General features: G+C 31.5%; 20 protein-coding genes. 3 read left to right on the plus strand and 17 right to left on the minus strand.

The genetic code is table 11. The features are described 5' to 3' along the window. Nucleotides 1-435: 435 nt before the first annotated feature. The 6 genes from KA824_RS04400 to KA824_RS04425 form a co-directional block, all read right to left on the minus strand. Nucleotides 436-1,500 (minus strand): Mrp/NBP35 family ATP-binding protein, encoded by a 1,065-nt coding sequence (locus KA824_RS04400; RefSeq protein ID WP_107385224.1) that lies wholly within the window; start codon nt 1,498-1,500, stop codon nt 436-438. Between the two features lie 161 nt (nt 1,501-1,661). Continuing rightward, a complete protein-coding gene (locus KA824_RS04405) occupies nt 1,662-2,117 on the minus strand; it encodes a SepA family multidrug efflux transporter (protein WP_107385225.1) in 456 nt (151 codons plus the stop codon). A gap of 186 nt (nt 2,118-2,303) precedes the next feature. Beyond that, a complete protein-coding gene (gene sdrM / locus KA824_RS04410; RefSeq protein WP_107385226.1) occupies nt 2,304-3,647 on the minus strand; it encodes a multidrug efflux MFS transporter SdrM in 1,344 nt (447 codons plus the stop codon). A gap of 248 nt (nt 3,648-3,895) precedes the next feature. Next, complete coding sequence (trhA, locus tag KA824_RS04415) at nt 3,896-4,579, minus strand: PAQR family membrane homeostasis protein TrhA (RefSeq protein WP_181187389.1); 684 nt, start codon at nt 4,577-4,579, stop codon at nt 3,896-3,898. Nucleotides 4,580-4,597: 18 nt separating this feature from the next. After that, nucleotides 4,598-5,785: a UTP--glucose-1-phosphate uridylyltransferase gene (locus KA824_RS04420; protein ID WP_107385228.1), complete on the minus strand. Its 1,188-nt coding sequence runs from the start codon at nt 5,783-5,785 to the stop codon at nt 4,598-4,600. Between the two features lie 115 nt (nt 5,786-5,900). Next, on the minus strand, nt 5,901-6,401 hold the full coding sequence (locus KA824_RS04425) for a metal-dependent hydrolase (protein ID WP_107386485.1): 501 nt from the start codon (nt 6,399-6,401) through the stop codon (nt 5,901-5,903). A 176-nt stretch (nt 6,402-6,577) separates the two neighbouring features. Between KA824_RS04425 and KA824_RS04430 the strand changes: the two genes are divergently transcribed. Continuing rightward, on the plus strand, nt 6,578-6,838 hold the full coding sequence (locus tag KA824_RS04430) for a SunI/YnzG family protein (protein ID WP_107385334.1): 261 nt from the start codon (nt 6,578-6,580) through the stop codon (nt 6,836-6,838). Between the two features lie 184 nt (nt 6,839-7,022). After that, the gene (locus KA824_RS04435; RefSeq protein ID WP_107385333.1) at nt 7,023-7,340 is read left to right on the plus strand and encodes a heme oxygenase; all 318 of its coding nucleotides are present in this window, start codon (nt 7,023-7,025) and stop codon (nt 7,338-7,340) included. Nucleotides 7,341-7,438: 98 nt separating this feature from the next. On the opposite strand, the gene KA824_RS04440 is transcribed toward KA824_RS04435, so the two are convergent. The 7 genes from KA824_RS04440 to KA824_RS04470 form a co-directional block, all read right to left on the minus strand. Beyond that, nucleotides 7,439-8,812: a YjiH family protein gene (locus KA824_RS04440; protein ID WP_107385332.1), complete on the minus strand. Its 1,374-nt coding sequence runs from the start codon at nt 8,810-8,812 to the stop codon at nt 7,439-7,441. A gap of 345 nt (nt 8,813-9,157) precedes the next feature. Further along, nucleotides 9,158-10,120 (minus strand): FecCD family ABC transporter permease, encoded by a 963-nt coding sequence (locus KA824_RS04445; RefSeq protein WP_107386484.1) that lies wholly within the window; start codon nt 10,118-10,120, stop codon nt 9,158-9,160. Next, complete coding sequence (locus KA824_RS04450) at nt 10,117-11,151, minus strand: FecCD family ABC transporter permease (protein WP_107383885.1); 1,035 nt, start codon at nt 11,149-11,151, stop codon at nt 10,117-10,119. Before KA824_RS04450 ends, KA824_RS04445 begins: the two co-directional genes overlap by 4 nt. A 12-nt stretch (nt 11,152-11,163) precedes the next feature. Beyond that, nucleotides 11,164-12,174, minus strand: coding sequence for an ABC transporter substrate-binding protein (locus KA824_RS04455; protein WP_107383886.1), 1,011 nt, complete (start codon nt 12,172-12,174; stop codon nt 11,164-11,166). Between the two features lie 94 nt (nt 12,175-12,268). Beyond that, nucleotides 12,269-13,330: an alanine racemase gene (locus KA824_RS04460; RefSeq protein WP_107383887.1), complete on the minus strand. Its 1,062-nt coding sequence runs from the start codon at nt 13,328-13,330 to the stop codon at nt 12,269-12,271. 2 nt (nt 13,331-13,332) lie between these two features. Continuing rightward, on the minus strand, nt 13,333-15,090 hold the full coding sequence (locus tag KA824_RS04465; RefSeq protein ID WP_107383888.1) for an IucA/IucC family protein: 1,758 nt from the start codon (nt 15,088-15,090) through the stop codon (nt 13,333-13,335). After that, nucleotides 15,087-16,262, minus strand: coding sequence for an MFS transporter (locus KA824_RS04470; protein ID WP_107383889.1), 1,176 nt, complete (start codon nt 16,260-16,262; stop codon nt 15,087-15,089). Before KA824_RS04470 ends, KA824_RS04465 begins: the two co-directional genes overlap by 4 nt. 100 nt (nt 16,263-16,362) lie before the next feature. On the opposite strand from KA824_RS04470, the gene KA824_RS04475 reads away from it, so the two are divergent. After that, the gene (locus KA824_RS04475) at nt 16,363-18,312 is read left to right on the plus strand and encodes an IucA/IucC family protein (protein WP_181187387.1); all 1,950 of its coding nucleotides are present in this window, start codon (nt 16,363-16,365) and stop codon (nt 18,310-18,312) included. A 72-nt stretch (nt 18,313-18,384) separates the two neighbouring features. On the opposite strand, the gene KA824_RS04480 is transcribed toward KA824_RS04475, so the two are convergent. The 4 genes from KA824_RS04480 to KA824_RS04495 all read right to left on the minus strand — a co-directional run bounded on the left by KA824_RS04480 (nt 18,385) and on the right by KA824_RS04495 (nt 21,448). Beyond that, on the minus strand, nt 18,385-18,891 hold the full coding sequence (locus tag KA824_RS04480) for an Asp23/Gls24 family envelope stress response protein (RefSeq protein WP_107383891.1): 507 nt from the start codon (nt 18,889-18,891) through the stop codon (nt 18,385-18,387). 59 nt (nt 18,892-18,950) lie between these two features. Then, nucleotides 18,951-19,190, minus strand: coding sequence for a DUF2273 domain-containing protein (locus tag KA824_RS04485; RefSeq protein WP_019468675.1), 240 nt, complete (start codon nt 19,188-19,190; stop codon nt 18,951-18,953). 12 nt (nt 19,191-19,202) lie between these two features. Then, nucleotides 19,203-19,739 (minus strand): alkaline shock response membrane anchor protein AmaP, encoded by a 537-nt coding sequence (gene amaP / locus KA824_RS04490; protein WP_107383892.1) that lies wholly within the window; start codon nt 19,737-19,739, stop codon nt 19,203-19,205. A 116-nt stretch (nt 19,740-19,855) separates the two neighbouring features. Next, nucleotides 19,856-21,448: a BCCT family transporter gene (locus KA824_RS04495; RefSeq protein ID WP_107383893.1), complete on the minus strand. Its 1,593-nt coding sequence runs from the start codon at nt 21,446-21,448 to the stop codon at nt 19,856-19,858. Between the last annotated feature and the right edge of the window lie 105 nt (nt 21,449-21,553).

Here is a 21,553-nt window from a genome sequence, read left to right on the forward strand (position 1 = left end):
TTTGATTCAACATTTAATGTTGAAATCGGAATTAACGTTGACATATTGCACTTCAGTTTTCAATGTTCATTTAAATAAATAATTGCTTTACTACTATATCATCTTTGTTTACACTTTGTCAACAAAGATTTCATTTGCTTAACAATCATTTAACATTACTTTAACAATATTAAATTATTAATATCTTTTTTTCAAGTATATTTTTTACACTTTTAAAAATTTATTTAAAATAATGTTTTGCCATTTTGACGACTTTTATATATTATCAACTTCATAATAAAAAGTCAATAGTTTAAATATATTTTTGCAACAAACTTTTCAAGCTACTTAATCGTGCTTTCATTGGTCACAAGAAATTATTCTAACAGCAATTCAAAAAATTGCAAGAGAAAAACTGAGCAGAATTAAAAATTTCTACCCAGTTCTATAAATAATCTATTTTTTTGTTTTGTCGATGATTTGTTTTGCCATTGATTGATATATTTTACCTAGTCGATCATCCGCTTGATAAATAGAAGGTGCGAAATCTTTTGGATTCCATGATGGCTGTTCTAATGGTAATTGACCTAAAAGTTCTGTTTGCAACTCATCAGCTAACTTTTCACCGCCACCTTTACCAAACACGTATTCTTTATTACCAGTTTCTTTACTTTCAAAGTATGACATGTTTTCTATAACACCTAAAATAGAATGTTCTGTATGTTTAGCCATTGCACCTGCTCTTGCTGCAACAAAAGCTGCAGTCGGATGCGGCGTAGAAACAATAATTTCTTTACTAGATGGTAGCATTGTATGAACATCTAAAGCGACATCACCTGTACCTGGAGGTAAGTCTAAAAGAAGATAATCTAAATCTCCCCAACGTACCTCAACAAAAAAGTTAGTTAACATTTTACCTAACATAGGTCCTCTCCATATAACTGGCGCATTTTCTTCTACAAAAAATGCCATCGAAATGACTTTAACTCCATGTCTCTCAACTGGTATAATCTCTTTGCCATCCACTTCTGGCTTTTTGTCTATACCCATCATATCTGGAACACTGAAACCATATATATCAGCATCGACGAGTCCAACTTTTTTACCTTCCCTTGCTAATGAAACGGCTAAGTTTACAGCTACAGTGGATTTACCAACGCCCCCTTTACCAGATGCGATTGCTATAAATTCAACAGGATTATCCTTTGATAGTAAACCTTCTATTGTTTGCGGTTGGTCATCACTGTTACCTCTATACTGTTCAACAACATCAGACGGTAATTCCTCAAATCTTATTCCAACAGTATTCGCGCCATTTTCTTTAAGCACTTCCACAATAGCCATTTGTAAATCTAACTGTGGCTGTCCTCCTAATTGAGCCATAGCCACTTTAACACTTACATGTTCTATCTCATCTTTTGTTGTTACCTCTACGATTCCATCAGTTTCCTTTAAAGGAACATTAATAATTGGATCCTTAAGTTCTCCAACAAGTTCTTTAACTTGCTCTATCGTTAACACAAAGCGTCCCCCTCTATTATATAAATATATCCACTAATATTCTAACAAACATAACTTAATTTTGCTTAAGTAGTTTACACTTAGTATAAATATAATCTTGGTAATACAAAAGCAGTTAGCTCAACGGTCACTTAACCACCTCTTAGCACTTATATCATCAACTATTTATTCTGATTAAGATTTTTGCTATCAGGATAAAAGACTTCTTTACATATAAATAGAATACCCATAATTACAACAATCACCCAAAAATCAATATCTATATATGCATAATGAATGTGAACAATAAAATAGAATAATAACGTTGTAACAACAAATGTTATTAAATGATAAGTTATTCCTTGAAAATAGGGATTATCTGGTAATTTTTTTCTGAAATAATCCATTAAGTTCTCAATAATAAATAAAGTAAAATAACCTAATACGATATAACTGCCGTAATAAATTAAGTTATCATAAAAGCTTTTATTATAACCAAAGTATGCTAGATGAAAAAATATAAGGATACGGCTTAATCCATATAAGCCAAATCCTAAGAATGCTAAAAATATAGCGCCAGAAATGATAAATACCGAAAGCACAATAAGCGTCGTAAATAAATACTTTATATATTTCATTGCTTACTGTCCTCCCCTTCACCTAATTTATTTTCTGCTTATTTCACATTAATCCTTAATTAAAAACTGTTTCTTATTTTACCATTATAACAACATACACCCAAATACAAATAAGCAAGTATTAAAATTCACTAAACTTCAATACTTGCTTAATAATTAAAATACATATAACTTTTTGTTTTTATTCTAAGAATTGAATTTGCGATCATCTTGTTTATACAGTGTATTCCAAAGTACAAACAGTACGATTAAGATGATAAAACTGAGTAAAATCACATTGTGTATTGGTAAATGAATAAATGCGATTGTTAAACCATAAACCGTACCCATAATTGTAGAGCCGATAGAATTACCTAAACTTTTTGTTAATGTATATAATGACATCATACGCTTCATATTCTGTGGGGAAGTTTCTTCTTGAGTTATTACACTATCTTTCGTATAAACTGTTCCAAAACTAATACCAGCCAGCAATAAACTAAACGCTATAAATATTGGTGTTTTTGTACCTGCAAATATAAAAATGCCACATATTGTTAATAATGTAAAAGCAAATATATACAAGCCTTTTCTAGACATTTTTGCTTCTAACCTATTTAAGTTGAAATTTAACACTAACCAAGCAAAGGAAATTGGAAAAATAACAAACCCACTTTGTAATGGTGATAGTCCGAGTTCTTCTTGAAGATATATCGGCATATATAAATTATATCCCATCAATATCATTGCATATAAAAAATCTGTGATGAAAACAAGTATAATTGTTTTGTTAAATTCTTTAACAGGGAAAAATGGAGCCGCTACGCCCTTTTCATTTTTAATTAAGATCATACCCATAGCTATCGCTACAATAAACGAAATACAATTTAAATACCAATGACTGCTATTCATTACTGTAAACATTAAAAAGAAAACAAACAGATAAAATAACATAAGCCCTTTAATATCTAATTTATGTGAAGTTGTCGTTTGTTCATGTTCAAAATGAAATGTAAACACTACCAATAACATCGCAACGATAGCGATAGGTATATTGACAAAGAATAACCAATGCCATGTAGCAAATTCTAAAATCCCACCGCCTAGGACGGGACCTATGATACTTGATATACCCCACACACTGCCCACAATCCCCATGATTTTATATCTTAATGGAATTGCAAAAGCAAGCTTTGGAACTATTTGACTCAAAGCCATCATTATTCCTGCACCTAATCCTTGAATAAAGCGCGAGATAATTAATATACCAAATGTACTACTTATACCTGAAAAAAAGCTTCCAATCGTAAAAAAGACTAATCCTAATAGTGTTATGTATATGATTTTAGTGCGGTCCAACAACTCACCTACAATTGGATTAGCAATTACAATTGCTATAAAATAGACTGAAAATATGAGTGATATTGAACCAGTCACATTTAAATCTTCTTTTATAGTAGGCAATGCTAATGAAACGATTGATGTTTCAATTGCAGACATAAACATAATTAATATTAATGCAACAACAACACCAAATGTTTTTATATTCATAATTAATCTCCTAACACGATACTTTCATTATCAATCATTACTAAATCACTAATTGTGCCTAAGTTCAATAGGTTTGCTGCAAATTACTTCTTTTGCCCTATAAAAAGGGATTAAAAAGAAAGCGAGAATTATAATCAAATGAACCTTTTTTGATTTACTTCTCGCTCCCTTATTTGAGTGCTTTTTTAATCCTATTCATTTTGTAAAATAATCATACTTTACATTTAAATGGTCCATCTATTCAATGATTACATAAAATATAAAATAGCTATAAAGTGAAAAACAGAAGCTATTAAAATAAACAAATGCCAAATCATATGAAAATAAGGTCTATCTTTTTGCGCATAGAACCACGCACCTAATGTATAGGCTATACCGCCCAATAGTATAAATAACATAAACTTCAAGCTAGTATCGAAAATAATTGTGGGTAAAAATATTATGCCGATCCATCCCATCACTAAGTACATCGTTAAGCTAAGCTTATGATTGACATGTTTAGCTAAAGATTTATAGAGTATGCCCCAAAGCGTTATACCCCATAAAACAATCATTGCTGTCCAGCCTATCCAACCACCTACTAGTACTAGACACACTGGTGTATAGGTTCCAGCAATGGCAATATAAATCATACTATGATCAATGATTCTAAGTATAAATTTATGTGAAGAATAATTAGGCATTGTATGATAGACCGTTGAAGATAGAAACATTAAAAAAATACTTATTACATAGACAGAAACACTAAAAGAGCCTAAAACACCATGTGCAAAATAACTTTGTAATGCTGCATATGGCAATGCGCATAAAGTAACAAAGGCAGCTACGCCATGTGATACTGCATTACCAATTTCTTCTCCAAAAGTTAATGGTATGATGTTTTTAAATGATTTAGTGACTTTATTGCTTTTAATCTCTAATGGTTTAGTCATTAGTGTAATCACCTTTTCTTAGATCCTATTTAAACGTTTTAAATCAGCTGTAGCGGTTTCCACACTATCTTTGCCCTCTTTGTTTTTTAATGGTGAGAACTCTTCGTCCCTCGGTACTTGTAATGTTATAAAACTATGAGCATATTGGAAGATATCAAAATAAAATAATTCAAATTTTAAAGCAGGATTTTCAATAACGCCAAAATCATCGTCCAATTGTTTAAGCTGTTTTACTGCTAAATGATATGGCAAATGATTATCTACAGCAGTGTTAATAAATTGTAGCTTAAACATATGTATACCAATGTTTGCATTATTTAATTGATTTGCAGTTTCTGCTTCCAATTCTGAGTATTCAAGCACTGTATCTTTATCCTCGTTTGTAACTAACCTTCCGACGCTTTCCCCATGCTTGGGCTGAATCGATTTCGTTGTAATATCCATACTATTTTGGAAAGTATAACCTGCAAAAAATAAATCTAGCACTTTTACCAAAACATTATCAATGTTATTTAAAAAGATATATTCAACACCATTTTCTGTCATATCTTCAAGATATCCTGCTTTTTTGAGTGATTTAAATACGCCACCATTACCATTTGGAGTTTCCAAAATAGAACTATCAACATCTAAAATAAGTTTGCCTTCTTCAGATAATGCGACGATATTATCTTGAATAAAAAAGTGTACATGTTCTTTGTCATATCCAAAATAATTTTTTTCTTCAAAAAACAACTGGGTTTGACTATCATTTATTTTACTTGTCATGATATACCAATCTACATAAACACCCGTTTTTTCTTTCAATTCTAATAATTGACGTGCTTGTAGTTCAAATAAGCTCACACCTTCAATCTCAAATGCACCCTTAGGTCCTTTGTATCCTAAACGTGTGCCTTGTCCACCTGCCATTAAAACTACTGCAAATCTACCTTTTTTAATTGCTTCTATGCCAACATCTTCAAATTGTTTAATTTCTTCATCTGAAAAATTTTCTTTTATATCGTATTTCACTTCATTTACTGAAGATATATCATCTATCATTTGTTTATTTAAATACAAATCACGATATAAATCTTGAATGTAAGCTAAATCTAATTGATCAACTTGACTAGCTAATTGTTCTTTTTCATTATTACTCATTAATTTTTCAAATTCTATTAGATGTTCTTGGTTAAACTTTGCTAACTCTTTCTTATCTAACATGTTCTCTCTCCTTTATATTCAAAATAGATAAAAATAATATCTTATATCTAATAGGAATATATAATTTCACTATATGCACTTTATATTATTACAATTATAATCACAACCATAATCACTAAAAATTTAAAAAGAGATTATTAAAAAATGATTTGAATAATACGTAAAGCGCACCTATTGAAAGCGCGCCTGCTAACGATAAGTCTACTAAGCCACCTGTTTTAAAAACTAAGGGGAATTTAATCGTTAACGGTATTGGATATAATAATTTTACACCTCTAGGTGTTAACATATCTAGTATAACATGTGAAAGCAAACCAAGGATAATTGAAACCAAATAATACTCTGGTGTTTGAATAAAATATAAAAGGATACTAATTATAGAAAGGAATAATAACGAGTGTGTAAATGTCCTATGACCAAACAGTATACGAACTAAAAAACTCAATACTTTGAAACGTCTTCCAACCTTGCTTTGCGTGTGACAAATATCAGGTAATAAGCTTGATATAACTGCAAGCGTCATAATTGTAATCGATGTAAATAAATCTGTTTGGTAATATTCTATAGTTAATGCGCCTACTAATAAACCGCATGATGTGTGTGTTTTACCTGTCATGTGCATTGCCCCTTTTCTCGGCTAAATTTTACCATAAAATTATAGAAAATGCGAACATACTTTCGTAAAATAAAATAGTATGACATAATGATTAAAAGTATCACACAATCACTTGAAAACGATTACTTTTTATTGTATGCTATAGCTATAAATAATTTAAAGGATGTGTTCGCGATATGGCAATGACAGTAAAAAAAGATAACAATGAAGTAAGAATTCAATGGAGAGTCGCTGATATTAAGATTCCAACAAGTGAAATTAAAAATGTTTCTCAAGATCAAAATATCCATGCAGTTCCAAAATTAGATAGAGAAAAAGTTTCACGTATTGGTTCTACATTTGGAAAAACAAATCGTGTTATCATTGATACTGATAATCATGAATACATTATATACACGCAAAATGATCAAAAAGTTTATAATGAAATTACAAAATAATAATCACTAAAAGTTTAATTTAATAAATCTAATTGATTATAAAAAGAAGTGAAATTCTGATAAATAGAATTTCACTTCTTTTTCAATATACAGAGTAAGTGAATATTGAACAATGGCTTTCAATCATATAAAGGTTTAGTTAAATGCTATACTAAAAATATCAATTAGAAAGTAGGTGAATAATATGTATGTTGTTACTAATAGAATAGATGTTAAGAAAGGGTTTGCTGAAAAACTAGCACCAAAATTTACACAAGGCGGAAAAATTCAAGATTTAGATGGCTTTCATCATATTGAAGTATGGTTAATAGATGACGAAGCAGATTACGACCAAATGTATGTTAATACTTGGTGGGAAAATGAGGCAGCTTTCAACGGTTGGCTAAAAAGTGACGCTTTTAAAGAAGCGCATAGTCAAAACAATAATTCCCAACAAGATGAGCCATCTCCTATTTTAGGAAATAAAATTGTCAAAGCTACTGTTTTAACAGAACTTCACTAATCTAATTAAAAAACACACATTTACAAATATGAGAAATGACTTAAAGGTAGGTTACCTCTAAAAATTTCAAATATGAGTTCATGTGTGTTTTATTTTATTTAATTAAAATAAAGATGTGCCATTAAAGCAATAATTGGTAAAGCGATGATTGTTCTAATCAAGAAAATAACAAACAATTTAAAAATACTAACTGGTATTTTAGATCCTAATATGACGCCACCCACTTCAGATAAATAGATCAACTGCGTAATACTCAAAGCACCAATGACAAACAATGTTATGTCATTGCCCACACCTTCAATTAAAATAGAAGGCAAGAACATGTCAGCAAAACCTATTAAAACTGTTTCTGAAGCCTGTGTAGCTTCTGGAATTTGCAATAAATCTAAATAAGGTACAAAAGGTTTACCAATGATTGCAAATATTGGAGTATAAGTCGCAATGACTGTAGCTAAAGTCCCAACACTCATTACAACTGGTAATATAACGAACCACATATCTATAACAGTTTTAAATCCAGATTTAAAGAACGATTTGAATCCTGGTGCTCTAATTCCTGTTTCTGTAGCCATATCAAATCCATGTTTCAACGCAGTTTTATTTTCAGGTAACTTCTCAGTTCTCATTTCCTCAGATACTTCTTTGGAATATTCATCTTTAATCTTACTCAATGGCCATATTCTAGGTAAAATCAAGGCACATACAATACATGATACGATTACTGATAAATAAAAATAAAAGAAATGATTTTGCATATGTACTGTTTCTGCAACAACAATTGCAAATGTTAATGATACTACACTGAAAGTTGTAGCTATCACTGTCGCTTCACGTCTAGAATAAAATCCACCTTCATACTGCCTACTTGTTATTAAAACTCCAACTGTCCCATCGCCAATAAATGATGCTAAATTATCTACTGTCGAACGTCCTGGCAGCGTAAATAGTGGTCTCATGATTGGTCTGAAAATCGGTCCTAATAATTCTAATAAGCCATATTCCATTAATAAAGGTAAAAAAAGTGCCGCAAAGAAAAACACAGATACAAGCGTTGGTAATAAACTTTCGAACACTAAACCACCAGTATCAGTTGAATAAATTGCTTTTGAGCCCATTTTCAAATATGTCATCCAGACAAAAATAACGGCTAAAACCCTTAAAATAAGCCATACAAATTTTACATTAAATGCGTTATTCATTAATCCATCAGGTTTCAATTTATTTTTCAATACCGTCGAACAGATGATAGATAAAACACCTGAAATAGTAATTATTATTACAATAATCACTGGCATCGCATCACCTAATAAATCTTTTAATAGACCTGCTAAAAATGCCACTGGTAAAGTCGTTTGCTTTTCACCATCTTCAGTCACGGTTATAGGAATCAAAAATAGAATAATCCCCAAAACTGACATCAAAATGAATTTTAATCTTCCTTTGATAATTTGTGCTTTACTATAATCGTCCATTTCGTTCACCCCTTAGGTGTGTATATATTTTCATAAACACTTTAAAAAGCAACAGCAATAATTATAACCTATTTTGTATAAATATGTAAATCAAATTTTAATGTCTTTTTAATGTCATTTCTTTTTATAGCTAATAAAAGGAGTGGGACAGAAATCTAATTTTATTAAATAGATTTCGTCGTCCCACCCCGATAAGGTTGACTAGAATTGAAAAACTTAATCTAAAGCGCGTTTTCAGTTCAGTCATTTTCTGTCAATATGAAGTGAGGTTGGTACAAATGCATGTTGTCTCAGCCTCTACTTTAAATGAAAGCGCTTTCGTTTTCAATCTTTTATATATTAAATTTATAATTTTCTCAATAAAAATAGAAAATATGGTACACCAACAATTGCGACAATGACACCAACAGGAATATCAATTGGCGGATGGATGCCTCTTGCTAGACTGTCGCTTATCATTAAAATTAAAGCACCTAATAAGCCAGACATAAGCGTAATATGCTTATGTTTATGACCAACTAATTGTCTAGCTATGTGAGGTGCAATGAGACCTAAAAAGCTCAGTCCACCAACTACTGATATTGAAGCACCTGCTAGGATGACAGCTAAAAATAAAAGAATTGCTTTTACCTTTTTCACTTTTGCCCCGAGTGCAATCGCTATCTCATCTCCTAATGTCAAAATATCTAGTTGATGACAATAATAAAATATCACCGGTAACGCAACAATAAACCAAGGTAATATCACCCACACATTTGACATACTATGACCATATAAGCTACCTGTTAGCCAGACTAATGCCGTGTTAGCGTCAAGCGGGTTACGTATGAGCATATATTGTACAATTGCTGTACATATTGCACCTATCGCTAAACCAATTAATGCTAACTTAGAGCCCTTTACATTAAATCTTGATATTAATATAGTTAAAATTAAACTTATGATTAATGCGCCTGCAAATGATCCAAATGGCAATATGAATAAAGGCGCTGATGGAAATAACATGATGATTGTAACGGCAGATAAACTTGCACCTTTGGTAATACCTATCACATCAGGAGAAGCCAGAGCATTTCTTACTACGCCCTGTATCAATGCACCGGAAATAGCAAGGCTACTACCTACAATTAATGCCAAAAACATTCTTGGCGCTCTATACTCGTTAATTATAAAATTATTTTGCGTAAAAAGGCTATTTACCGCTTCAAACGGATTGATTAAAACAGCACCTATTGAAAGGGACGCAATTGACGCAATCAATAACAATACTGTAACTAACAAATAGCGAAATATGAATGGACGCCTCATAGCCTTCTCACCCCTTTTATTGTAAATGCTAAGAAATAAAAAGCACCTATAAATGACGTTACTATACCTACAGGTGATTCAAAAGGAAAGGCAATCAATCTACTTAAAACGTCAGATAATAATAATAAGTTTGCACCGATAATCATCGTTAAAGGCACCATTAATCTATAATCTGTTTTAATATAGTGTTTAACAATATGTGGCACTATCAGTCCTACAAAACCAATTGGACCTGCGATTGAAACAGAAGTACCTGCCAACACAATGACTAAGATACCAATGATCATTCTTATCAATTTAACATTTTGGCCTAATGAGGTGGCCAAATCTTCACCTAATTCCATGATTGTCAATTGTTTAGCTATGATAACTGTACAGATAAATGCAAGTATCAACCATGGCAAGATACCTAATACTTGTGTCCATGTAATCGAAGATAAAGATCCTACTAACCAAAACATCACTGTTGATGTTGCATCTTCATTTAATAAGATAATACCCTGTGTCATACTTGAAAAAAATAAATGGATTGCCATTCCGGCAAGCGCTAACTTAATTGGAGTCATCCCTCTAGTTGAGCCAGATAAAGCGTAGACAGTTAGACCACCTATAAAGGCACCTATAAAAGCTAATATCGTTGCATAAGATGACAACGATGGCACAATCATAGTAATCAATACAATCACGAAAGATGCACCTGAATTCACGCCAAATATTTGAGGAGAAGCTAAAGGATTTCTAGTCATCGCTTGCATTAACAATCCTGCTAACCCTAGCGCTGCACCTATGAATAAACCAGCTAACATTCTTGGTATTCGTACATTATGTATTAAAAAAGTTTGTTTCGTTTGTGAATGCGCAAAAAAATAATCATTAAAGTCATTGAAAGTAATATGAGATGCGCCTATACTTAAATTAAAATAAATAATGACAAAAAGCGCACACACACTCACAATAAATGTGAGTGCTGTGCGTTTGTTATTTTTCTTGTCTTCAGTTTTGGTTTGGTTAATGCTATTAGACTTAGTCATTTACCGTTCACCTTACTTTTGTTGTTTATCATTTTTTTCATCTTTTGAAATCTCTACTAACTGTTTAGCAATCTCTTCAGAAGAAATGATACCTCTTGCACGAGCCCAAGTATTTCTATCTACAATAGCAATTCTATCATTTTTAACAGCATCTAAACTTTGCCAAACTGGCTCTTCTTCTTGCTTTTTCAAGTTTGGATCAGCTTTTCCTTTGTCCACCATGATAAACATGCGTCCTGGATTAATGTCTGAAAGCACTTCTGAATTTAGTTGTAAGTATGGTCCTTTTAAATACTTAGATAGATTATCTGTTTCAGTTTTATTAAGCGCGTTGTTAAAACCTAATTCTTTTAATAATTCACCTACATATGTATTTTCTGGGTGTGCAAGCAAACCAGATTTGGCAATTACTGTAGCTAATACTGGTTGAGATTTGTCCATTGTTATTTCTTTCTTATATTTATCCATTAACTCATTATGTTCTTTTAATCTTTCTTTTCCTTTATCTTCTTCACCTGTAGCTTTAGCAATTGTTTTAAATGCCTCTAAGTTGTCTTTATAATCACTATCAAAGCTTGGTAACATTATCGTAGGGGCAATTTTTTCTAAATCTTTTTGTATGCCTTTATGTCTATTACTATCTGCGATAATTAAATCTGGTTTCTGATTACTAATTTCTTCCAGGTTTGGTTGTTTACGTGCACCCACTGATTGATAATCACCTATTTTTTCACGAATCGGTGCTAAAATTCTATCTTTTTTACCATCATCAGCGACACCAACCGGTTTAATATCCAATGCCGCTAATGCATCAACAAATGAAAACTCAAGTGCAACTACACGTTTAGGTTTTTTATCAATGTTAGTTGTTCCTCCATCATGCTTAATCGTTGTGCCGTTTTTACTTTTGTCGTCCTTTTTAGATTGGTCAGAACCATTATCACTAACTTTACCACAAGCCGCTAACAGGATAAGCGTTAATGTGATTAATAATAGACCCATCCATTTAGATCTCTGCTTCATCGTTTTCACTCCTTAGATATGTATCATTACACATCTAATTTTATTGATAACGATTCTCAATGTCAATAATTTTTTTATTAAAATTTGATAAAAATCAAATTTTATTCAATATTCTCATATTTTTGATATAACACATTTTTTCAATAACATCATCACTCTGATAATCTTTAGCTAAATTAGGTACAAACATACTTTGTGCTAAAGCTTTGTAACCTAAACTGAACTGTATTTTATCTCCGATACGGTAATGATCATTATTTAATAAATTTATCATAAGGTGGTCACTCGTCGCACCCAAAACTTTCACTTGATGATGTAATGGTTTAATGTCATTAACGTCTGTGTCTAAATTTCCTATATCTACAATTGCTTGTAAATAGTGTTCTCCATCATTCATGTTAATACGTGGTTTGATTTCAACAATTTCTGTTTCTAAAATGATGGCATTTTGATATAAAGTAGCAAATGAATTATTTGTAGTCGTTTCAATTCCTCTAAACAAAGTTTCTCCAACTCTTAATTCATTAATTTTTCCTAAATCGTTATAAAGCATTTGTAATAGCATACTAGAATTGCCACCTGAGATTATTTCAAATTTCATATGTGTTTCTTTCTCGATTGAAGTTATAAACTGATTGATCATCTCAACGTCCTCTTCGGTTGGAGCAATAGCATTAAAACACATAAAATTAAAAGCCAATCCTTTGAGGGAAATATGATGCATGTTAATAATTTCTCTAATATAAGCAATTACATCGTAAGTCAGCACACCTTCTCTAGCATCTTTCCAATCAACCATTAATAATATTTTATGTTTCACATTATAATTACTTGCGATTTCATTGATTTGTCGTATTGTTTTTAATTCAGTTTGGATGCTCATGTCAACGTGGCGTACTACATTTTCTAATTCATCATGGTTACTATTTCTAATTAATGTATAAGATATGGCTTCATCTGTACTTTTTAGAATATTGCTGATCCTTGCGTCTGCAACATGTGTAATGCCAATACTTTTCAACGTTTCAACGATTGTTTTATCACCCGCTACACATTTAATCACAGGTGTAAAAGCAATGTGATGTTGTTTTAAAAGTGTGTTTAATGTCATGGCGTTGTATTTAATTTTAGAAAGATTTATGTTGATTTTTGCCATAATTACACCTCATTACTTAAAGGATTATCTAAATCTACAGTTAAATAATTTTTAACCTTACCTTCCATTCGCATACGTAGCAATGCTTTCACATTTATTTTAGCTCCAAATAAGGTTTGTCGTAGTATGTGTGCATGTGCTTTTTTAGAATCAATGGATTGTTCAACTGCTTCGCGTACAAGGTCAAATAGTTCGTCTGCTTCAATACCATCATATTGCGTAAAATGATGTATTAGTTCTGAAATTTGATTTTGAATGACAGCATGTTGAAATTTTGCTATGACCGCTTCAATATTCTCGACGATTAAACTTTTATTAGTAACATTAATGTTAGGTAATTGAGCTTTTAACGTATCTAAGTCAATTCTTGAACCTCCTAAATCTCTGATCATAAACTTCATTTTAAAATCGTGGTTCAAATTAACAATTGTGTTTTGCATGTGCGCTTCTAATGCAACACCGTAATCTTGGATATAGGCTATTAATGGTTTTATAAGTGTTAATGCATAATTACTAATAAATTTTTTAATTGTCTCTTTGGTTAACTTTAGACCAAGCCATTCTATATAACTATCGACAATGATTTGATTATCTACAGGATTTCTATTGACCAAACTTCCAGTTACTATCGTGAGACCAGTGTTTGAAATTTGTGGCTGATAGCGCACAATACAAGCTAATTGGCGTGCGATATCTTCATCTGTATCAGCATATATACCATAGGGCTCCAACGCGACCTTTAATTGAGGATACACATCCATCATATCTTGCAGCTCATAACTTAATTTAGGACCGTCAACGGTTGTTACTGCTGAAACGGTTCTCACTGCACTTGTCGCCTGAACATTTATTGGTAATTTGACATGAAATGGTTTATTGAGTAGCTCCATTGTTCTAAAAGACAGTGTTGCTTTGGATTCTAAGTCAAACGGTGTCGCTACAAGACGTTGTGTTTCTATCCAATGTCCAAATTGTTGTGGAATAACATTTTCATATTGCCATGGATGTACAAATATAATTCGATAATCTGCTAAATCTAAATCATGTGAATCTAGAAATGCTTTTATTTTAACTTTATATTCAGGAATGACTTGATTGATGATATATTGTTCATCGTCTTCCATCGCAGTTGCTATACAAAATTGTTTATGGATAAGCATGATTTTCAATGGAATAATTTTTTCAAATTCAGGCGCATATAATTTAACTTCTTCATTCGTTAAGGGTAACTTTGTTTTAGTTAAAGGGTGCGTTGGATGCCCCTCCACTACAAGACTTTCAGAATAAATTAAATCATTAACGTCATTATCTTCTTTCATATGTTGGAGCCATGTAAAAAAGTTGATCGTAATTGGCATCCTTGAAAAATTCAAACTATCACGAATGTTAGATTGTCTATTATTAAAATGTTCATAACTCATCGCTAGTCCTTCTCGGCTTGATTGTAACTCTGCTGTTAGTCTAGTACTAATAGGGATATCAAATTGATTTGTTAATAATTCAAGCAATTGTTCCAAAGATTCAATATTAAAACTTGCGTCACCTTTAATATAACGTATCTCACCTTCAAAGACATAACGCATTAAAGGACTCTTTCTTATATAGTTAACATTTAATGCTTGTCCTTTGTATTGAAGTTCTAGGCATTTATCAAAAGACTTAAAGAACATTTGCTCAGGAAAAATATGTTCTTTAAGAATTGCATTAAACATGCGGTGTTGAATATTTAAATCTGCTAATTTCCATATATGATGCATCATACAACATTGCCTCCATTTGTTCTTTGTCTGTTAATCGTGCCAAATATTAATGCAATCGTTAAGGTACTTAATCCCATAATAATGAAGGTTTCTATAATACCTATGTACTCAGTTAAAAAACTCATGATCATGGCACCTAGGGGAATCATCCCTCTATCCATCATTACAACACTTAGTATTTTCCCTCGATGTTCTGATTTAACACGATGTTGAAAATAAATCCTATTAGTGGTACGCATCCATTGACTGAACAGACCAATTAAGAAAACTGAAATAAAAAAAACAACAATATTCTGGCTAATACTACCTAATAAAGAAACGCCAAATAATATCGAACTATAATAATACATCTTCACCATAGAGATGTTTTCTAGTAAATTAGGTAAAATCATCGTCGCAATAATACCACCTATTGCACAACATGTCATTGCTGTCCCAAACATCGTTACTTGTTCAGGGAACGTCTTATCTGTTAAAACTGGTAATAATGAAGTATATGTAAAACCACTAGCCATTATAAATAAAGATGTTACAAATATCCTAGTGCCAACACTATTATCTTTAAAGTATTCAAACACAAATTTAATACTCATTTGTGTTTGTGCTTCATTATCTCTCGGTTGTTCAATCTTGAGAGGCAAGCACAGCATTAAAGATATTAAGTAACATACCGCTTGTATAATGAAACTTATTTCTGCGTTATAACTCGCCATTACTAAACCTGCTATAGCAGGACCTATAGATCTACAAATATTAATAATAAATGAATGGTACGAAACAACCTGTGTTGTTGTTAAACGTTTCGTCAAATCTGGTAGTACAGATTGACGAACTGGCGTTTCTATTGCACTCATAATACCTCTACCCAATGAATATAATAAAAATACTACAATCGGTATATCCCATTCTTGAAAGATTAAGACACACAATAAAGTGGTAAGTAAGAAAGAAGAAGAGATAGTTATTTTCAATAATTTCCCCCTATTACATCGATCTGCTAATGCACCAGCCCATACACTTATGAGTAAAATAGGTACAAGACGGAAAAAATTAATGAGTCCAAGATGAATTGCGTTATGATATAACGTATACACATACCAATTTAAAGTGATATGTCCAATCCAATTTCCTAAAAATAATAGGAACGAACTTGGGAAAAAATACTTTGCCATAATTTCACCTGACTTTTTAATTGATAATAATTATCATTATCGATATTATGGATTATACAAATATCTTATACTTTTGTAAAATAATTTTTAGAGGTGCTTTATGAATTCAAAAAGTATTAACAACAATTTTTTAAATAATATTAACAATGACGAACAACATGCATTTGATTATTTATCATCAATCAATGAACAATGGGCAAAATTGTTCCTAAATATGCTTTTAGAAAGTCGAGATAAAATATCTCAAAGATTAATTTCTTCATTACATAGGGAAAATTTAGTAGAAAGTCGGAGCCACAGTAAGGTTATTTCTAATCAAGATTTGAACATTGAACACTTACCAGCAAACAGTAAATTGTTATCCATTGCGTTTCCTAAACTTAATAAGACACTATATGCAACTATAACAGGAGAACATGCATTTGATCGCTTAGATGTTCAAGGGCCATTTTATATTGAACACAATGGCAGTTACAATAGGGTACAACATCCAAATGAAATATTAAACATTATTTTAACAATATCGCCAGAACTTGATAATGAAGCTAGCACTCAATTTTATGAAGATTTGAACAATAGTGTCACAAATATGGCAATTGCATTAAGCTATCAAGCATACACATTAGAAAACAATAAAAAAAGTTTATATGATTTAATTATAAATTCAGAGGATAGTTATTTGAGTTCTGAACAGTTTGTTATTGAAGGACACCCAATTCATCCGGGAGCTAAATTACGAAAAGGAATGACACCAGAAACTGTAATTAATTATTCAGCGGAATTTGGTAATGCCATATCCTTACAATTTATTTTAATACATAAATCAATAGCAAAAGCTCAAACTTATATTGAAGAAGAAAATGATTTACTTTTTAGAATGTTTGAAGGGTTAGAAGCAGCTGTTATGAATCATGTTGGTCGTGATCAAATTAATCAATATTACGTAATGGTCGTGCATCCATGGCAATACGACCATATATTATTACAGGAGTACAAAGCAGAATTAAATACCAAGAAAGTGATACCAATTGATTATCAACAATCATATTACGCAGGACTATCATTTAGAACATTAATGCCCAAATATCCTGAAAAATTACCTCATATTAAGTTATCAACTAATGTTCATATTACTGGTGAGATAAGAACATTATCTGAACAAACTACAATAAATGGGCCACAGGTAACACGTATCCTTAATGATATTAAACAAAATGATTCATTGTTTAAGCATATAAACGCTGATACAATTGATGAGCTTGCCGGTATTCATTTTTATAACTCATTGGATGAGACAACTATCAGAACAAAAAGAAGTGAACAACTAGGTACATTATTTAGAACCAATATTTATCAATTGATCAAAAATGATACTACACCCATCATTCCTTCAGCATTAGTTACTTCAACTATATATAATGATGAACCATTAATTGTCTCGTTAATTAAAAAATATAAAGAAAAAAATAAACTTCCGACCTTTGAAATAGCTGCTTTATCTTGGATACAACAATACAGCCAAGCCTTAATAGATATCACGATTCCTCTATATGTGAAATACGGAATCGCCCTTGAAGCGCATCTACAAAATTCAATCGCTACATTTACCGAAGATGGGCTTTTAGATACACTTTATTTACGTGATTTTGAAGGGCTACGTATAGATCAAATGCACTTAAATAAGATGGGCTATAGTACTGCAAAATTTCATGAAAAATCTTTAATTTTATCTGACCAACCTCAAACAGTATTCAATAAAGTTTTTTACTCAAGTATTCAAAATCATCTCGGTGAATTAATTGTCAGTATTACAAAATCAAGTGAGCACTCTAATTTTGAAACTCAACTTTGGCAATTGATCCATGATATTTTAATTGCTAAATTAAAAGTTATTGCAAATGATATAGATGACCAACAACGCGTAGAAAATATTAAATCAATTCTATTGGCACCAAAAATAGATTATAAATGTGTTACAACGATGCGCCTCACAGATGAAGCGGATTATTATACTTATATCAAGGTTAGCAATCCATTATATCAGGAATAAAAATACGCTATATGAACGTACAAAAAAACTACCGGTAAAGTAATTACTTTACCGGTAGTTTTGTATTAAGCATTATTGTAAGCCTTTATTTTCGTTGTTTGAATCTTGGCTTTTTTCATTTTTTTGTGACCATTCTTTTCTAGTCATCACGTCTTCAACACGCATATTCACTTCTACAACTTCAAGACCAGTAATATATTTAACTTGTTCTTTTACTAAGTCTGTCACTTTGCGGAAGATTTTAGGTGCAGATTCACCATATTCTAAAATAACTTTTAAATCAACTGCCGCTTGTTTTTCGCCTACTTCAACGCTAACACCTTGTGTTACGTTGTTACTGCTACCAAATGAACTAGAAATGTTATCAACGAAGCCGCCTTTCATTTCTAAAATACCATTTACTTCGCGTGCAGCAATACCAGCAATTTTTTCAATAACTTCGTCTGAGAAAGTTAACTTATTAGTGAATTCTGGTTCTTGTTGCTGTTGTTGTTGCTGTTGTTGCTGTTCTTGCTCTTTTTCTTTTACTCCAGTTTGATTATCATATGCTTGTTTTGCTTTATTATTATCTACTGCCATAATTAATTCTCCTTTTTTATATAAGATTTTAAAATGATTAATTTACTATTTTAAATTAATTAACTCCATCGATTTAAGAAATTCAAAAAATCCTGCTTACGGTCTTTAGTATACCCAATACCAATACCAATTAAACATAAAACAATTATTAATATTGTACTCCAGAAACCTAACGTTAAAAATAAGATAGCGATAATTAGAAATGCTAAAAATCCAATTATTCTCCATTTAAACGTTTTGAAAAAATCAACAACTTCTTGTGTAGAATCTTGTCTTTGTTGGTTATTATTGTTAGCCATGATAACCCTCCCTTACAACACACGTTTGCCTGAGGCTTTTTGATCTCTAACATTAACCTCTAATTTTGAAACTGGTAATTCTGTGAAATGCTCAACATTTTGTTTAATGTCATTTCTTACTTCTTCTGTCAATGAACCAACTTGAACATCACCTGGAACAAAGAAATCCGCTTTTAAAGCAATATGTGATTTCTTTTTCTTGTTATATAGTTTCGCTATAACATTTGGTTGACGAATTTGGTCATATTTTACAAGTGTATCGTATGCAGATTTTTCAACTGCTTTTCTTGATACATAAATATGTCCATCTTCATAGTCTTTATAAAGTCCAGGTTTTCTGTACGTAGGTTTAAACAAGCTAAATACAAGTATTAGACCTATTAAAATCAGTAGGGCTGCTAAGCCAATAAGCGTCGGTTCAAACCAATTAAATTGCTTGAAGTAGTCTTGGTACTCACTAATTCTAGAATCTTTGATATACATAAATAGTAAAAAACCAACGATGACTACGATTAATAGACCCAGTATAAAATTTTTAATTCGCTTCACCTCGTATGACACCTCCTATAGTTAAATTATATGTACATGTCATACATCTTTATACCCCGTTAAATAAAAGTAAAAACATTTTAAATTGAAATTATAATGTATTTGGTAAAATAATTTTAATTACTGTCGTGATGCGTTTGTGATTGACTATTTTTTTCATGGTCTTGACTCGCTTTTCGATATTGTAAATATTTTTCATCTGAAACAAGTAATTTATTGCTAGGCCGTGGTTTTTCAATTGATAATGATTTGAATAACGACCAAATCATAAAGATAATAACGATTGAAAAAGGTAATGCTGCTATGATTAATAAGTTTTGTATTGACTGTGTACCACCTGTATAAATCATAATCATAGCAAATAGTGCTAAAATAACACCCCAACTTACTTTTACTACGCCAGATGGATTAATACTCCCTTTAGAACTCAACATACCTAGCACATAAGTTGCAGAGTCTGCTGAAGTAACAAAGAAAATCATAATTACAATGAGTGTAATAATACTGAGTAAAAATCCTAATGGAAAATGCTCAAGTGTTGCAAATGTTGCAGTTTCAGTTGCCTCTTTAGCAATGTTGGCAATGCCATTTTGCTGTAAATAAATCGCTGACGCCCCGAACACTGCAAAGAATAAAAAACAAACAAGTGCAGGTACAAAAAGTACACCTAAAATAAATTCTTTAATTGTTCTACCTCGAGAAACTCGAGCAATGAATATGCCAACAAAAGGTGCCCAAGAGACCCACCATGCCCAGTAGAAAATTGTCCACTGTTGCAACCATTGGAATTTCTCCCCACCTGATTGTGGAATACGTAAACTCATGTTAAAGAAATTAGCAATATAATCTCCCAATGAGTTAGTAAACGTATTTAAAATGTTTAACGTAGGTCCGACACAAAATAATGCGATTAATACTACAAAAGCTAAAAACATATTAATATTACTTAAGTTTTTAATGCCTTTATCAATACCTGACCAAGCAGACCACGTAAATAACACTGTAGCAATAACAATAATCACAACTTGTGTACCAAAATTAGAAGGTATTTTAAATAAAAAATTTAGACCTTCATTAATTTGTAATGCACCAAATCCAAGTGTCGCAGCAACACCAGTCACTGTGGCGATAATTGCAAGCACATCGATTGCGCCACCTATTGGCCCACGCATCATCTTTTCTCCTAAAACTGGTCTTAATGTAGCACTCACTAATCCAGGATAACCTTTATGAAAATTAAAGTATGCAAACACAAGTCCAACAATTCCGTACACTGCCCATGCATGTATACCCCAGTGGAAAAATGAGAACTGCATCGCTTCATTTATAGCAGTTTGTGTTCCTGCTTTATGTATCGGTGTTAATGTAAATGCATGACTGATAGGTTCAGCTGTTGTCCAAAATACTAAACCAATCCCCATACCCGCACTAAACAACATTGCAAACCATGATTTTAGTGAAAATTCTGGGTCTTCTCCTTCTTCTCCTAAAGTTATTGTTGAATATCTAGAAAATAATAAATAAATAGATACAACTAAAATAGCTAATACTAATAGTAAATAATACCATCCAAAATTTACTGCAATAAAATTGGTAATCGCTTGTGTAACCGATTCTAATTGTTTAGGCGCAATTGCGCCATAAATAACAAATAGCGTACAAATCGTTAGCGCTACCCAAAAAACTACTGTTAATTTTTTAAGACGCATATTAACATGACACTCTCCCTTTACTTTATGTGTCATATATACCCTTACATCGTGGTAATATGCGTAATTTATGAATTTAATTGTATTTAACACTTTAATTTATAC

This window comes from Staphylococcus sp. GDY8P198P (assembly GCF_017891615.1).
GTDB lineage: Bacteria > Bacillota > Bacilli > Staphylococcales > Staphylococcaceae > Staphylococcus > Staphylococcus cohnii.

Coding starts and splice junctions, on each gene's coding strand:
- KA824_RS04480 (WP_107383891.1), bottom strand. CDS start 18,891: ATGGCAGTAGATAATAATAAAGCAAAACAAGCATATGATAATCAAACT.
- KA824_RS04445 (WP_107386484.1), bottom strand. CDS start 10,120: ATGAGGCGTCCATTCATATTTCGCTATTTGTTAGTTACAGTATTGTTA.
- KA824_RS04405 (WP_107385225.1), bottom strand. CDS start 2,117: ATGAAATATATAAAGTATTTATTTACGACGCTTATTGTGCTTTCGGTA.
- sdrM (WP_107385226.1), bottom strand. CDS start 3,647: ATGAATATAAAAACATTTGGTGTTGTTGTTGCATTAATATTAATTATG.
- KA824_RS04460 (WP_107383887.1), bottom strand. CDS start 13,330: ATGGCAAAAATCAACATAAATCTTTCTAAAATTAAATACAACGCCATG.
- KA824_RS04440 (WP_107385332.1), bottom strand. CDS start 8,812: ATGGACGATTATAGTAAAGCACAAATTATCAAAGGAAGATTAAAATTC.
- KA824_RS04430 (WP_107385334.1), top strand. CDS start 6,578: ATGGCAATGACAGTAAAAAAAGATAACAATGAAGTAAGAATTCAATGG.
- KA824_RS04495 (WP_107383893.1), bottom strand. CDS start 21,448: ATGCGTCTTAAAAAATTAACAGTAGTTTTTTGGGTAGCGCTAACGATT.
- KA824_RS04435 (WP_107385333.1), top strand. CDS start 7,023: ATGTATGTTGTTACTAATAGAATAGATGTTAAGAAAGGGTTTGCTGAA.
- KA824_RS04465 (WP_107383888.1), bottom strand. CDS start 15,090: ATGATGCATCATATATGGAAATTAGCAGATTTAAATATTCAACACCGC.
- KA824_RS04425 (WP_107386485.1), bottom strand. CDS start 6,401: ATGACAGGTAAAACACACACATCATGCGGTTTATTAGTAGGCGCATTA.
- KA824_RS04455 (WP_107383886.1), bottom strand. CDS start 12,174: ATGAAGCAGAGATCTAAATGGATGGGTCTATTATTAATCACATTAACG.
- KA824_RS04420 (WP_107385228.1), bottom strand. CDS start 5,785: ATGTTAGATAAGAAAGAGTTAGCAAAGTTTAACCAAGAACATCTAATA.
- trhA (WP_181187389.1), bottom strand. CDS start 4,579: ATGACTAAACCATTAGAGATTAAAAGCAATAAAGTCACTAAATCATTT.
- KA824_RS04450 (WP_107383885.1), bottom strand. CDS start 11,151: ATGACTAAGTCTAATAGCATTAACCAAACCAAAACTGAAGACAAGAAA.
- KA824_RS04475 (WP_181187387.1), top strand. CDS start 16,363: ATGAATTCAAAAAGTATTAACAACAATTTTTTAAATAATATTAACAAT.
- KA824_RS04470 (WP_107383889.1), bottom strand. CDS start 16,262: ATGGCAAAGTATTTTTTCCCAAGTTCGTTCCTATTATTTTTAGGAAAT.
- KA824_RS04485 (WP_019468675.1), bottom strand. CDS start 19,190: ATGGCTAACAATAATAACCAACAAAGACAAGATTCTACACAAGAAGTT.